The 14,195-nt window shown below is 66.4% G+C and carries 12 protein-coding genes; 6 read left to right on the top strand and 6 right to left on the bottom strand.

The window, feature by feature from the left end:
• Positions 1–79: 79 nt before the first annotated feature.
• From OIU93_RS05775 to tkt, 3 genes are read right to left on the bottom strand one after another with little or no spacing between them, the layout of a single operon-like run.
• Positions 80–1,711, bottom strand: coding sequence for a glucose-6-phosphate isomerase (locus OIU93_RS05775; RefSeq protein WP_264269129.1), 1,632 nt, complete (start codon positions 1,709–1,711; stop codon positions 80–82).
• Positions 1,708–2,823, bottom strand: a complete 1,116-nt coding sequence (gene tal, locus OIU93_RS05770) for a transaldolase (RefSeq protein WP_264269128.1) — start codon at positions 2,821–2,823, stop codon at positions 1,708–1,710. The genes OIU93_RS05775 and tal overlap by 4 nt, the downstream gene beginning before the upstream one ends.
• Positions 2,824–2,852: 29 nt before the next feature.
• Entirely contained in the window at positions 2,853–4,964 is a 2,112-nt protein-coding gene (gene tkt / locus OIU93_RS05765) for a transketolase (protein WP_264269127.1), read from the bottom strand.
• A gap of 325 nt (positions 4,965–5,289) precedes the next feature.
• Between tkt and OIU93_RS05760 the strand changes: the two genes are divergently transcribed.
• Entirely contained in the window at positions 5,290–6,270 is a 981-nt protein-coding gene (locus OIU93_RS05760; RefSeq protein WP_264269126.1) for a heme o synthase, read from the top strand.
• Positions 6,271–6,588: 318 nt separating this feature from the next.
• On the opposite strand, the gene OIU93_RS05755 is transcribed toward OIU93_RS05760, so the two are convergent.
• Genes OIU93_RS05755 through OIU93_RS05745 form a run of 3 tightly spaced genes read right to left on the bottom strand, consistent with a single transcriptional unit; the run spans position 6,589 to position 9,260 of the window.
• Positions 6,589–7,521 carry a heme A synthase gene (locus OIU93_RS05755; protein ID WP_264269125.1) on the bottom strand — a complete coding sequence of 311 codons (933 nt, stop codon included), beginning with the start codon at positions 7,519–7,521 and terminating at the stop codon, positions 6,589–6,591.
• 19 nt (positions 7,522–7,540) lie between these two features.
• Positions 7,541–8,314: an ABC transporter permease gene (locus tag OIU93_RS05750; protein WP_264269124.1), complete on the bottom strand. Its 774-nt coding sequence runs from the start codon at positions 8,312–8,314 to the stop codon at positions 7,541–7,543.
• On the bottom strand, positions 8,304–9,260 hold the full coding sequence (locus OIU93_RS05745) for an ABC transporter ATP-binding protein (protein ID WP_264269123.1): 957 nt from the start codon (positions 9,258–9,260) through the stop codon (positions 8,304–8,306). The genes OIU93_RS05750 and OIU93_RS05745 overlap by 11 nt, the downstream gene beginning before the upstream one ends.
• Before the next feature lie 150 nt (positions 9,261–9,410).
• On the opposite strand from OIU93_RS05745, the gene OIU93_RS05740 reads away from it, so the two are divergent.
• From OIU93_RS05740 to OIU93_RS05720, 5 genes are all read left to right on the top strand, one after another.
• The gene (locus OIU93_RS05740; RefSeq protein ID WP_372342872.1) at positions 9,411–10,199 is read left to right on the top strand and encodes a helix-turn-helix transcriptional regulator; all 789 of its coding nucleotides are present in this window, start codon (positions 9,411–9,413) and stop codon (positions 10,197–10,199) included.
• The gene (gene sufB / locus OIU93_RS05735; protein WP_264269122.1) at positions 10,196–11,656 is read left to right on the top strand and encodes a Fe-S cluster assembly protein SufB; all 1,461 of its coding nucleotides are present in this window, start codon (positions 10,196–10,198) and stop codon (positions 11,654–11,656) included. The genes OIU93_RS05740 and sufB overlap by 4 nt, the downstream gene beginning before the upstream one ends.
• 2 nt (positions 11,657–11,658) lie before the next feature.
• Complete coding sequence (gene sufD / locus OIU93_RS05730) at positions 11,659–12,945, top strand: Fe-S cluster assembly protein SufD (protein ID WP_264269121.1); 1,287 nt, start codon at positions 11,659–11,661, stop codon at positions 12,943–12,945.
• Positions 12,946–13,023: 78 nt separating this feature from the next.
• Complete coding sequence (gene sufC, locus OIU93_RS05725; protein WP_264269120.1) at positions 13,024–13,782, top strand: Fe-S cluster assembly ATPase SufC; 759 nt, start codon at positions 13,024–13,026, stop codon at positions 13,780–13,782.
• Between the two features lie 2 nt (positions 13,783–13,784).
• A complete protein-coding gene (locus OIU93_RS05720; protein WP_264269119.1) occupies positions 13,785–14,129 on the top strand; it encodes a metal-sulfur cluster assembly factor in 345 nt (114 codons plus the stop codon).
• Positions 14,130–14,195: the final 66 nt, after the last annotated feature.

Genomic DNA, 14,195 nt, shown 5'->3' with positions numbered 1-14,195 from the left:
TGGGAGGGGGGAACTTAAACAGGGGTGCGCACACCGGGTGCGGGGGATGCACCCGGTGTGCGGCGGAAGGAACGGAGGATCAGGCCTGGGCCATCTCCCGCGCCAGCTTGTCCAATTGCCGGATGCCGGCTTCCTTGTCCGTCAGGTGCAGGCGCAGCACCGGGCGACCAAGGTCGGCCAGTACCTGCGCATCGCCGCTGGCCTGGGCGGCAATCAGCTCGCCGAAGGTGAAGGCCCGCTCCGGAATGGACAGGTCCATCGAGGACTCCGCGGTGAGCTGAAGGTAGGCGCCCACGCGCGGTCCGCCCTTGTGGAACTGTCCGGTGGAGTGCAGGAAGCGCGGCCCCCACCCGAAGGTCACCGGGCGGTTGGCGGCGGCGGCAAGCAACGGACGGATGTTCTCCAGCTCGATGTCCGACCGGCGGTCCAGGTAGGCGTGGATGCCGAGGTAGCCGTTGGACGGCATCGCGGCAACCAGGGCCGCCAGGGCGCCGGCGAGCGAATCGACGCCATCGAGCAGGCCCGCGGAAGCACGGACCTCGATGGCGCCGTCGGTGAACGCGGCCGGAACGGATTCCGGGGTTCCTTCCAACAGCGAGCGGGCGGCAACCTTGGCGGCCTCCACGTCGGGCTGGTCGAACGGGTCGATGCCCAGCAGGCGCCCGGCCACGGCGGTGGCGTACTCCCACAGCAGCATCTGCGCGCCCAAGGCGCCGGAGAGCGCGACCGAGGCGGCCTCGGCGTCGATGTCCTCGTCGGTGAGCAGGCCGGTGTCGGCGACCAGGCGGATCTGCAGGAAGTCGGCAGCCGCGCTGATCGTTTCCGGTGCCCGGTCCTCCACGACAACCGGCAGCACGCCGGTCTGCTCCTTGCCGGTGGATTCCGAGATGAGCTGTTCCGCCCAGTCGGCGAAACCTGCCAGTCCCGAGCCCTCGTCGGCGAAGATGAGCTTGTCGCGCAGGGGGCGCGTGCCGGCCATTGCGGCGCCCAGGGCCAGGGCGATGTTGTCCTCGTCGTCCTCGGCCAGGAACTCGGCCGCGGCAGCGGCCTCGTCCAGGAAGGCCTCGATGTCGACGCCCGCCAGGCCGGCGGGAACCAGCCCGAAGGCGGTCAGCGCCGAGTAGCGCCCGCCCACGGACGGGTCGGCGTTGAACACCGCGCGGTAGCCCGCCTTGCGGCTTGCCTCGTCCATCGGCGAGCCCGGGTCGGTGACCACGATGATGCGCGAGGCGGCATCGAGGCCGGCGTCGTTGAACGCCTGCTCGAAGACCCGGCGCTGCGAGTCGGTCTCCACCGTGGAGCCGGACTTGGAGGCAACCACCAGGGCGGTGGTGGCCAGGCGGTCGGCGAGGATGCCGGCGACCATTTCCGGGTCGGTGGAGTCGCAGACGACCAGCTCGACGTCGTTGGTCGCGCAAATGACCTCGGGCGCCAGGGAGGATCCGCCCATGCCGGCAAGCACGATGCGGTTCACCCCTTCGGCGCGCAGCTCGTCGCGCAGTGCCAGGATGCCGGGTACCAGGGCGCGGGAGTTTTCCGGCGCGTCGACCCAGCCCAGGCGGACGGAGGCCTCGGCGCGGGCCGACTCGACCCACACGGTCGCGTCCTTGGCGGCGATGCGGCTGGCGACCTTCTCGGCCACCAGCGACGGCACATGTGCCTCGATGGCCGCCTGCGCGGCCCCCGTGGCTATGAACCCCAGGGAACTCATTTCACGTTCGCGTTCTTGAGCGAGGCCTCGAGGTCGGTCAGCAGTTCGTTCCAGGCGGCCTCGAACTTCTGAAGTCCCTCGACCTCGAGCTTGGCCACGACGTCGTTGTAGCTCACGCCCAGGGCCGCCAGCGCGTCAAGCACCGCGTTGGCCTCGGCGTAGCTGCCGGACACAGCATCCCCGCTGATTTCTGCGTGGTCGGCGGTGGCCTCGAGGGTCTTCTCCGGCATGGTGTTGACGGTGTTCGGGGCGCACAGCTCGGTGACGTAGAGGGTGTCCGGCAGGGCCGGGTCCTTCACGCCGGTGGAGGCCCACAGCGGGCGCTGGGCGTTGGCGCCGGCCGCGGCCAAGACGTTCCAGCGCTCGGAGGTGAAGGTCTCCTCGTAGACCTGGTAGGCCAGGCGGGCGTTGGCGACGCCGGCCTTGCCGCGCAGGGCCAGGGCTTCGTCGGTGCCGATGGCATTCAGGCGCGCATCGATCTCGGTGTCCACGCGGGAGACGAAGAAGGAAGCGACCGAGTGCAGCTTGGACAGGTCATGCCCGTTGACCTTGGCTGCCTCCAGGCCGATGAGGAAGGCGTTGATGACAGCGCGGTAGCGCTCCAGCGAGAAGATCAGCGTGACGTTCACGGAGATGCCTGCCGCCAGGGTCTCGGCGATGGCCTCCAGGCCCTCGACGGTTGCCGGGATCTTGACCAGCACGTTCTCGCGGCCGACCATCTCGTGCAGGACCTTGGCCTCGGCGATGGTCTCGGCGGTCTTGCGGGCCAGGCGCGGGTCGACCTCGATGGAAACGCGTCCGTCGACGCCGTTGGTGGCGGCATTGATCGGGGCGAACAGGTCGCAGGCCGCGGCGACGTCGTCGCTGGTGATCTTGAAGACGGCTTCCTCGGCGTCCATGCCGGCTGCCGCCAGCTCGGCGACCTGCGCCGCGTAGGACTCGCCGTCGGACAGGGCAGCGTGGAAGATCGAGGGGTTGGTGGTGACCCCGACGACGTTCTTTTCCTTGATCAGGGCCTCGAGCGAACCGGAGGTCAGGCGTTCGCGGGAGAGGTCATCGAGCCAGATCGAGACGCCGGCGTCCGAAAGGGCCTGGGTGTTTGCGTTGCTCACGGTAAAAATCCTTTGCGTGTTGGGGGGTGTTACTTGGCGGCCGAGATGGAATCGAGGGCGGCGGCGGTGATGGCCTCCGCGGTGATCCCGAACTCGGTGAAGAGGCGCTTGTAGTCTGCCGAGGCGCCGTAGTGGTCAAGGGAGATGATGCGTCCGGCATCGCCCACCAGCTCGCGCCAGCCCTGGGCCACGCCGGCCTCGACCGAGACGCGGGCCTTGACGGCGGCGGGCAGCACGGATTCGCGGTAGGCGGCATCCTGTTGGTTGAACCATTCCAGGCACGGGATGGAGACCACGCGGGCGGCAACGCCCTGGGCCTGCAGGGCCTCGCGGGCCTCGATGGCCAGGGAAACCTCGGAGCCGGTTCCCAGCAGCAGCACCTCGGGGGCGACGACCTCGCCGTTGGCGGTGGCGTCGGCGAGCACATAGGCGCCCTTTTCGACACCCTCGGCCGAGCCGAAGCCCAGCTGTGCACGGTCGTAGACCGGGAGGTTCTGGCGCGAGAGGACGATGCCGGCGGGATTGGACGTGGTTTCCAGGATCTTCTTCCACGCGTAGGAGACCTCGTTGGCATCCGCCGGGCGGACCACGTCAAGGTTCGGGATGGCGCGCAGGGAAGCCAGCTGCTCGACCGGCTGGTGCGTCGGTCCGTCCTCGCCCAGGCCGATGGAGTCGTGCGTCCACACATAGATGGATGGCACGCCCATCAGCGCGGAGAGGCGGATGGCCGGGCGCTGGTAGTCGGAGAAGATCAGGAAGGTGCCCGAGTAGGCACGCGTCGGGGAAGCCAGCGTGATGCCGTTGACGATCGAGGCGGCAGCGTGCTCGCGGATGCCGAAGTGCAGCACCCGGCCGTAGGGGTTGCCCTTCCAGGAATCGGTGGAACGCGATTCCGGGATGAAGGACGGTGCGCCCTCGATGGTGGTGTTGTTCGAGCCGGCCAGGTCGGCCGAGCCGCCCCAGAGCTCGGGCAGTACGCCGGCGACGGCGTTGATGACCTTGCCGGAGGCCGAGCGGGTGGCGACGTCCTTGCCGGGCTCGAAGACCGGCAGGTTCTCGTCCCAGCCGGCCGGCAGCTCGCCGGATTCCAGGCGCGCCAGCAGGGCGGCGTTTTCCGGGTTGGCGTTCGACCATGCGTCGAAGCCTGCCTGCCAGGTGGCGCGGGCGGCGGTGCCGCGCTCCTGCACGGAGCGGGCGTGGGCCAGGACTTCGTCCGCGATCGCGAAGTTGGCTTCCGGGTCGAAGCCCAGGGCGGTCTTCAAGCCTGCAACCTCGGCGCCGCCGAGCTTGGAACCGTGGATGCCGCCGGTGTCGGCCTTGGTCGGCGAGGGCCAGCCGATGACGGTGCGCAGGGAAATGATCGAGGGACGGTTGCTCTCGGCCTTGGCGGCGCGCAGGGCGGCGTCGAGCTCGGCCAGGTCCTCGACGTAGTTCCCGGTCTTGGTCCAGTCCACGCGCTGGGTGTGCCAGCCGTAGGCCTCGTAGCGGCCGAGCACGTTTTCGGTGAACGCCACGTCGGTGTCGTCTTCGATGGAGATGTGGTTCTCGTCATAGACCACGACGAGGTTGCCGAGTTCCTGGTGGCCGGCCAGCGAGGAGGCCTCGGAGGTGACGCCCTCCTGCAGGTCGCCATCGGAGGCGATGACCCACACGGTGTGGTCGAAGGGGCTGGTGCCGGCGGGCGCGTCGGCATCAAGCAGGCCGCGCATGCGGCGCTGGGCGTAGGCGAAGCCCACGGCCGAGGCCAGGCCCTGGCCGAGCGGACCGGTGGTGATTTCCACGCCGGCAGTGTGGCCGAATTCCGGGTGCCCGGGGGTCTTGGCGCCCCAGGTGCGCAGTGCCTCGAGGTCTTCGAGCTCCAGGCCGTAGCCGGAGAGGAAGAGCTGCAGGTACAGGGTCAGCGAGGTGTGCCCGGGGGAGAGCACGAAGCGGTCGCGGCCGATCCAGGCCGGATCGGACGGGTCGTGGCGCAGGTGCTGCTGGAAGAGCAGGTACGCGGCCGGGGCCAGCGAGATCGCCGTTCCGGGGTGGCCGTTTCCAACCTTCTCGACCGCATCCGCGGCGAGCACGCGGGCCGTGTCGACGGCTCGCTGGTCAAGATCGGTCCAAGCGAATTCGCTGTTTTCTGCTAGTGGCGCCACGTTGTGGGTCCTCCCTGTACGGTGTGCATTTCAAAGTCATGTGGTTGCGGGGCATCCCGCCCTGTAAGCACAACGCCGCCGTCCATCCAATGATTCACGGGACGGTTTCGGCGGCGGCGCAACGGTTCCAGCTTAGCGCCATTGGCCTCAAAAATGCCCGTTTGAGACCGCTTGTTGAGGCATGGCGAAAACTATTGTTGCCGGAGATTGCGGGCGGGCGCGCCCGCGTGTCGCCCGCACGGAAAGATCGCGGCCCATTTCTACGTGCTGTAAAAGGGTATGCTAGAGGGTGATTGTCCTTATTGACCCCCGTAGAACTGAGTAGATGTCTGTGAAGACCGTGTCCGTTGACTCCGCAACGAGGGCCCGTGCAGCTCGTCAGCCGAATGAATCGGTTGGCGACTTCGTGTCGCGAAAGGCCAAGGCCTATGTGGCCCTGACCAAGCCTCGCGTCATTGAACTCCTGCTCGTGACCACGCTGCCGACCATGATGTTCGCCGAACGCGGTTTCCCCTCGATTTCGCTGGTGCTGGCCACCTTGCTGGGTGGGGCCATGGCTGCCGGGGCATCTGGCTCCTTCAACTGCTACATCGACCGCGACATGGACAAGGTCATGAAGCGCACCAAGGGGCGCCCGCTGGTCACCGGCGAGGTCACCCCGCGCGAGGCGTTGATCTTCTCCTACGCACTTGGCTTCGCGTCGCTGGCGGTGCTCTGGTTCGGAACGAACCCACTGACCACCGCACTCGGCCTGGCTGCAATCCTCTTCTACGTGGTGCTGTACACGTTGATCCTCAAGCGCCGGACCGCACAGAACATCGTGTGGGGCGGGATCGCCGGCTGCATGCCCGTGCTCATTGCCTGGGCAGCGGTCACCAACAAGATCGAATGGCCCGCCATCATCTTGTTCCTGATCATCTTCCTGTGGACCCCGCCGCACTACTGGCCGCTGTCCATGAAGTACGCCGACGACTACAACGCCGCACGGGTGCCGATGCTCGGTGCGATTTCCAGTGCCCGCCGGGTCTCGGTGCAGGTTGTCCTGTACGCCTGGGCCACGCTGGTCTGCTCGCTGCTGTTGGTCCCGATGGGCTACGCAGGCATCGTCTACACCGTGCTGGCCGGCGTCTCAGGCCTGTGGTTCGTCTACGAGTGCCACGTGCTCTACCGCGAGGCCCAGCGCGACCATGAGCCGGCGGACATGAACAAGAAGGCCATGAAGGTCTTCCATATCTCCATCACGTACCTGACGCTCGTCTTCGTCGCCCTGGCCATCGACCCGTTCGTGGGCGGCCCGCTCTTCTAGGAAACACGCCAGGGACAAGGCCGAAGCACCGATGGCGGCTCGCACGGGGAAACCCGGGCGGGCCGCCTTCTCGTTGCCCGGCAGTTTCTTCCACGGGCCTTGCGGGGCGGTTCCCCGTCCGACCGGCGTGGCTTGCCGCGCTCGTTCCCGCTGCCTGGTCCACGGGCGATCGGCGTGGAACTGACTTCCGGATATTGCGCGACCTCGAAAACGCCGGCAGGGAGCTCCGGCAGGAAGACCTGGCGGCGATATGCGGTGCAACGCAAAACGCCCGCCTGCGCCATGCAGGCGGGCGTTTGCTGAACGAGGGGGGAGGTCCTAGAAGGGGAACTTCCCGGTGGTCCGGTCCCAGACGTTGGCGGCTGCCGCTGCCAGCAGCGAGGCCCCGAGCATGTGGGCCAGCACCAGGAGGATCGGCAGGCCGGTGAAGTGCTGGACGTAGCCGATAACGCCCTGCAGCAGCACGACTCCGGCCATCAGCAACAGCGGATTGCGCAGCTTCACGTCCGTGGCCCGGCGGAATGCCAGCACCAGGGCAACGACGTTCGCTGCGACCAGCAGGTAGACCGGAACCACGTGGATGCGCGTGACGATGTACGGGTCGAACATGTGGCGCGGGGCATCCGCGTCCCCGGCGTGCGGGCCGGTCCCGGTGACGATGGTGCCCAGCACCAGAGCCAGCGCCGAGGTGGCGAAGATGGTCCAGGCAAGGAAACGCTGCGTGGATCCGGCGGGCGTCCCCAGCGAGGATTCGCCGCGGCGCAGGGCGCCGGTGCGGTTGACCAGCAGGGTGGCGGCCATGACCAAGGCAGCCGAGACCAGGAAGTGCAGGGACACCACCCACGGGTTCAGGTTGGACCAGACGGTGATGCCGCCGATGACCGCCTGGGCGGGGATGACCGCGAGCAGCGCGATCGACAGGCGGTAGATGGTCCTGTGGGTGGTGCGCATGCGCCAGATCGACACGATCATGGCCACGGCGATGGCCGCGAGGATGAAGGTGAGCAGGCGGTTGCCGAACTCGATGAGTCCGTGGATGCCCATTTCCGCAACCGGGGTCATGGACCCGGGCACGCAGTTGGGCCACTGCGAGCAGCCCAGGCCCGACTTGGTCAGGCGCACGGCGCCGCCGGTGACGATGATGCCGATCTGGGACGCGAGGGACGCAATGGCCAGGCGGTGCACCGTGGTGTTCACGGTGGCGGGCAACTTGTCCGTCCAGCGGTTGGTGGCGGGGGAGGTGGTGCTCATGGTGTTGTGCTCCAGGATTCTAGTTCCACTTGAACCAGCGTGTTGCGGCGAAACCGGCAATGATTGTCCATGCCAGCAGGATGAGGATCCCGGAGACCGAGGTGGTTCCGGTGATCAGGGCCGCCCGCAGGGAATCACCCAGGGCGGCGGAGGGCAGCAGGTCGACGATCGGCTGCAGGTATGCAGGTGCCCGGTTGCTGGGGAACAGGATCCCCCCGACCGCGGCCAGCAATACCCAGGCAAGGTTGGTGATGGCCAGGGTGGCCTCGGGGCGCACGGTGCCGGCGACCAGCAGCCCGAGGGCGGTAAACGCCGCGGCGCCCAGCACCAGCAGGGCAATGGCCCAGCCGATGCCGGCCGGCGCCGGCCGCCATCCCAGCAGCAGGGCGGTGCCGCCGATGACGACGACCTGGAGGAACAGGACCACCAGGACCGCTATGACCTTGCCGTAAATCAGACCGGCGCGGCCCAGCGGAGTCGTTGACAGGAAGCGCAGCACCCCGTAGCGGCGGTCGAAACCGGTGGCGATGCCCTGCCCGGTGAACGCGGTGGACACCACGCACAGGGCCAGAACCCCGGGGGCTGCGGCGTCGATGGGCTTGGCGGCGACATCCTTGAGCAGGTCGGTGAAGACCAGGCCGAAGAGCGCCATGAGCGGCAAGACCACGGCAACGACGAGTTGTTCCCCGTTGCTGATCATGCCCATGGTCTCGTAGCGCCCCTGGAGCAGGATGCGCTTGAGGGTTCCCTGGGCGTTGGCGGCCGCCGGCGCGGCCTGCATGCTAGTTGGCATTGTTTCCCTTGTCGGCAATCTCCAGGAACACGTCTTCAAGAGTTCGCGGTTGCATTGTCAGTGCGTGGGGCAGGACGCCCTCGCGGGACCACCACGTCGTCAGTTCCGCCAGGTCCCCGGGGGAGCGCACGCCGTCGAGGCGGTAGTGCCCGGGGGAGGCCTCGGTGAGGGTGAGGTGCGGCGGCAGCGGGGGTGGGACCATGGCTGCCGCGGCGGTGAAGTCAACGGCCTGGGTCGCGGTCTCCTGGTCGGCATGGGCGGTGAGTTCCGCGACAGTTCCCTGGGCCACGTTGCGTCCCTCGTGAATGATGTAGACGTAGTCGGAAAGCTTCTGCGCGTCTTCCATGAGATGGGTGGTCAGCACGATGCATTTGCCTGCCTCGCGCAGCTCGCCGATCAGGTCGAAGACCACGTGGCGCGATTGCGGGTCCAGCCCGGCGCTCGGCTCGTCGAGGAAGACGACTTCCGGATCCCCTGCCAGGGCGGCGGCCAGGGCCACCCGCTGCTTCTGGCCGCCGGAGAGCCGGCGGATGGAGGTTGTGGCAAACTCGTTGATGCCCAGGCGCTCGATGAGGGCGTCAAGGTCCGCCGGGTGGCGGTAGAACGAGGCGACGTGGCGCAGCAGCGGGATCGGGCGCAGCGACGGCGGCAGCCCGCCGTCCTGCAGCATGACGCCCACGCGCGAACGCAATGCCGGGCTGGCGCCGTAGGGATTCTCGCCCAACAACCGGACTGTGCCCCCGTTGGGGCGCAGCAGGCCCTGCGCACAGCCAAGGGTGGTGGACTTCCCGGCTCCGTTGGAACCCAGCAGCGTGGTGACGGTTCCGGGGTCGGCCTTGAGGCTGATGCCGTACAAGACGCGCATCATGCGGCCATCCAGGGCGGGGACGGGACCGAAATCTTTGAGCAAGTCCTCGATGACGAGACTTGGAGACACATTGGACACCCAGTTATTCTAGGCCAGGTAGAACTGAGGCGGAGCCGGATGTGGCCCCGGTCTCCACGGCGCGCGGTCCCGGCGCCGCCGCGTTACGCCGGTGGCGAGGTAAGCAATGCCTTACTAGACGGGCTGGCTGGATTAGCGCATGCTTGTGTTGTGTATTCATCGAATCAGACAGTGCCGGTCGGCGACGCCCCGGCACACAACATTCCCGCGACAGGGGAAGCCGAAGAACGCACCCGCGACCGAGTCCTGTATTCCGTGTTGGAAGACGGCCCGGTCAGCGCCGCCGAACTGGGCGAGCGCCTGGGCTTTACCCCTGCAGCCGTCCGTCGCCACCTCGATGCGCTCTCCAAGCAGGGGCTCGTCGAGGTCAAGCTCGTGGCCAACCAGCGCACCGGCGCCGGTCGGCCCTCACGCCGCTATGTGCTCTCGCACCGCGGCCAAACCAAAATGGGCAACGACTACCTGGATATCGCCACCGATGCACTGGCCGAACTTGGCCGGGCCGCCGGACCGGCAGCCGTCGAGGCCTTTGCCGCCCGTCGCTTTGCGAGCATGGAACGGCGCTACCGTCCCGTGGTCGCCGAGATCGAGGGCCTCGAGGAACGCGCCGAGGCGCTGAGCGAGGCCTTGAGTGCGGATGGCTTCGTTGCCTCCACCCGCAAGGTCGGCGCAGATTCGCCGACCGCCACCATGCTCAGCGTCCAGCTGTGCCAGGGGCACTGCCCCATCCAAGATTTGGCTCGGGAATTCCCCGTCTTTTGCGAGATGGAAACCCAGGCCTTTTCCCGTCTGCTGGGTGTCGATGTGCGAAGGCTCTCGACACTTGCCAGCGGCGGGCATGTGTGTACGACCCACGTTCCCGTGGGCCGGAACCAAACTCCTCAGCGCGCTGAGAAGAGAACTCGAATCAAGATTACGAAGCAGGAGAGGCCGCGATGACGGATCAGATTGCACAGGAGTCCCCCGACGCCGGCGTAATTTCCGAGATCCTGGAGAAGAACCCCGAACTCCAAGGAATCGGCAATTACGAGTACGGATGGAGCGACAAGAACGACGCGGGCGCCAATGCGCGCCGCGGCATCAGCGAGGATGTTGTCCGCAACATTTCGGAGCTCAAGTCCGAGCCCCAGTGGATGCTGGACATGCGCCTCAAGGGCCTGAAGTACTTCGATCGCAAGCCCATGCCCACCTGGGGCGCAGACCTCTCGGGCATCGACTTCGACAACATCAAGTACTTCGTGCGTTCCACCGAGAAGCAGGCCACCAGCTGGGAGGATCTGCCCGAGGACATCAAGAACACGTACGACAAGCTCGGCATCCCCGAGGCTGAAAAGCAGCGCCTGGTTTCCGGTGTCGCCGCCCAGTACGAGTCCGAGGTTGTTTACCACCAGCTCCGCGAGGACCTGGAAAAGCAGGGTGTCATCTTCCTTGACACCGATACCGCGCTGCGCGAGCACGAGGACATCTTCAAGGAATACTTCGGCACGATCATCCCGGTGGGCGACAACAAGTTCGCCTCGCTGAACACCGCGACCTGGTCCGGCGGATCCTTCGTCTACGTCCCCAAGGGCGTCCACGTGGAAATCCCGCTGCAGGCATACTTCCGCATCAACACGGAAAACATGGGCCAGTTCGAGCGCACCCTCATCATTGCCGACGAGGATTCCTACGTGCACTACATCGAGGGCTGCACCGCCCCGATCTACACCTCGGACTCGCTGCACTCGGCAGTTGTGGAAATCATCGTGAAGAAGGGCGCCCGCGTCCGCTACACCACGATCCAGAACTGGTCGAACAACGTGTACAACCTGGTGACCAAGCGCGCCGTCTGTGAAGAGGGCGCAACCATGGAGTGGGTCGATGGCAACATCGGTTCCAAGGTCACCATGAAGTACCCGGCCGTCTACCTGGTTGGCGAGCACGCCCGGGGCGAGACCCTGTCGATCGCCTTCGCCGGCGAGGGCCAGCACCAGGACACCGGTTCCAAGATGGTCCACATCGCACCGAACACCTCCTCCAAGATCGTGTCCAAGTCGGTGGCCCGCAATGGCGGCCGCGCCGCCTACCGCGGCCTGGTCCAGGTCCGCGAGGGTGCAAAGGGCGCTCGCAACTCGGTCGAGTGCGACGCGCTGCTGGTCGACCAGATCTCGCGTTCGGACACCTACCCGTACATCGACGTCCGCGAGGACGACGTGACCATGGGCCACGAGGCCACCGTTTCGCGCGTGTCCGAGGAGCAGCTCTTCTACCTGATGAGCCGCGGCATGACCGAAGAGGAAGCCATGGGCATGATCGTGCGCGGCTTCGTCGAGCCGATCGCCCGCGAGCTCCCGATGGAGTACGCCATGGAACTGAACCGCCTCATTGAACTGCAGATGGAAGGATCCGTCGGTTAATCATGACTGATACCGCAACTCACTCAACGGGCGAAAAGGCCCGTATCGGTGCACCCAGCATTTCCGGTTTCACCGAAGAGGGCGAGAACCTCTCGCCGTTGAACGAAGCAGAAGTAGCAGCCTCGCCGTTGGGCGGCGACGCAGCCAAGGCGCACAGCCACGGCGGCGGGGCAGGAATCCCTGATTCCTCCCGCGCCGGTCGCAAGACCAGCTACAACGTCGAGGACTTCCCGGCGCTGACCGGACGTGAAGAGGACTTCCGCTTCACCCCGCTCAAGCGCATGGGCGGCCTGCACAAGAACGCGTTGGCCGGGGTTGCCCCCGAGCTGACCGTGGCCGGTGCCAACGTCTCCACCCTGGAAACCGTTGCGATGACCGATGCACGCGTCGGTTCCGCCGGCATCCCGGAGGACCGCATCTCGGCCAACGCCTGGAAGCATGCGGCCGAGGCCAAGGTGCTGACCATTCCCGCGAACTCCAGCGGCGAACAGGTCACGCTGACCTACACGGGCACCTCCACCGAGGCGGCCGCCAGCCACCTCGTGGTCGTCGCCGAGGCCAACTCCGAGTCCGTCGTGGTCATCGACCACGTCGGGTCCGCAGTGCTGGCGCAGAACATCGAAATCGATGTCCGCGAAGGCGCCAAGCTGACCGTGATCTCGCTGCAGGCCTGGGCCGACGACGCGATCCACGCTTCCTCGCACTTGGCGAAGGTCCGCAAGGACGGCCACCTGAAGCACATCGCCGTGACCTACGGCGGCGACTTGGTGCGTCTGACCCCCTCGGCGCACTTTGATGGCCAGGGCGGCGAGGTGGAGCTCTTCGGACTGTACTTCGCGGATGCCGGACAGCACCTGGAACACCGCTTGTTCGTGGACCACGCCACCGAGAACTGCAAGTCCAACGTGTTGTACAAGGGTGCCCTGCAGGGCAAGGACGCACACACCGTGTGGGTCGGCGACGTCTTGATCCGCAAGGAAGCCAAGGGGACCAACTCCTACGAGGCCAACCGCAACCTGGTGCTCACCGAAGGCGCACGCGCCGACTCGGTGCCGAACCTGGAAATCGAGACCGGTTTGATCGACGGAGCCGGACACGCCTCCACGACCGGACGTTTCGACGACGAGCACCTCTTCTACCTGATGAGCCGCGGCATCGACGAGAAGACCGCACGCCGCCTGGTGGTGCGCGGCTTCCTGAACGAGATCGTGCAGCAGATCCGGGTACCGGAGATCGAGGAACGCCTGGCCGAGACGATCGAGCGCGAGCTCGCCGCCACGGACAGCTAGTCCAGGCTTTTCCCCCCACCAACACCAAAACTTCGTCGATCCACATCGACTTCACAACAAAGAGAACGGACTCAAGGCATGTCTACTCTGGAAATCAAGGACCTGCACGTCTCCATCGAGACCGAGCAGGGCAACAAGGAAATCCTCAAGGGTGTTTCCCTCACCATCAAGACCGGCGAAACCCACGCCATCATGGGCCCCAACGGCTCGGGCAAGTCCACCCTGGCCTCGACCATCGCCGGACACCCGCGCTACACCGTCACCTCCGGCTCGATCACCCTCGACGGTGCCGACGTCCTGGAGATGGGCGTTGACGAGCGCGCACGCGCCGGCCTGTTCCTGGCCATGCAGTACCCGGTCGAGGTTCCGGGCGTCTCGATGACGAACTTCCTGCGCACCGCCAAGACCGCCATCGACGGGGAAGCCCCGAAGCTGCGGACCTGGACCAAGGACGTCAAGAGCGCCATGGAAAAGCTGAAGATTGATGCCGAGTTCGCCTCGCGCAACGTCAACGAAGGCTTCTCCGGCGGCGAGAAGAAGCGCGTGGAGATCCTCCAGCTCGAGCTCTTCAAGCCGAAGTTCGCCATCCTGGACGAGACCGACTCCGGCTTGGACGTCGACGCGCTGAAGGTCGTCTCCGAAGGTGTCAACCGCGCCCAGGAAGAGAACGAGATGGGCACCCTGCTCATCACGCACTACACCCGCATCCTGCGCTACATCAAGCCCGACTTCGTGCACGTCTTCGTTGACGGCAAGATCGCCGAGCAGGGTGGCGCCGAGCTGGCCGACCGCCTCGAGGACGAGGGCTACGACCGCTTCCTGAACGTTCCGGCCTAGTCATGAGCGTATCGAACGAAACGACCAGCGGGTCGGCAGAAACCGAACTCGAGGACGTCGAAGAAGCGCTCAAGGATGTCATCGACCCGGAGCTCGGCGTCAACATCGTTGACCTGGGCCTGCTCTATGGGCTGAAGTACGCCGAAGACGGCGCACTGCTCATCGACATGACCCTGACCACCGCCGCCTGCCCTTTGACCGATGTCATCGAAGAGCAGGTCAGCCAGGCACTGGAGTCGGTTGTCGATTCCTACCGGCTGAACTGGGTCTGGATGCCGCCGTGGGGTCCGGAGCGGATCACCGATGACGGCCGCGACCAGATGCGGGCCCTGGGCTTCAACATCTAGTCCTGCGGACAAGACAAAAGCGAGGTGCGTTTCCCCTTCAAGGGGGGGATCGCACCTCGCTTTTCG

The sequence above is a fragment of the Paeniglutamicibacter sp. ZC-3 genome, from assembly GCF_025847175.2.
Classification (GTDB): Bacteria; Actinomycetota; Actinomycetes; order Actinomycetales; family Micrococcaceae; genus Paeniglutamicibacter; species Paeniglutamicibacter sulfureus.
Note: the sequence above shows the minus strand (reverse complement) of the source record. Positions and strands in the feature narration are given on the sequence as shown.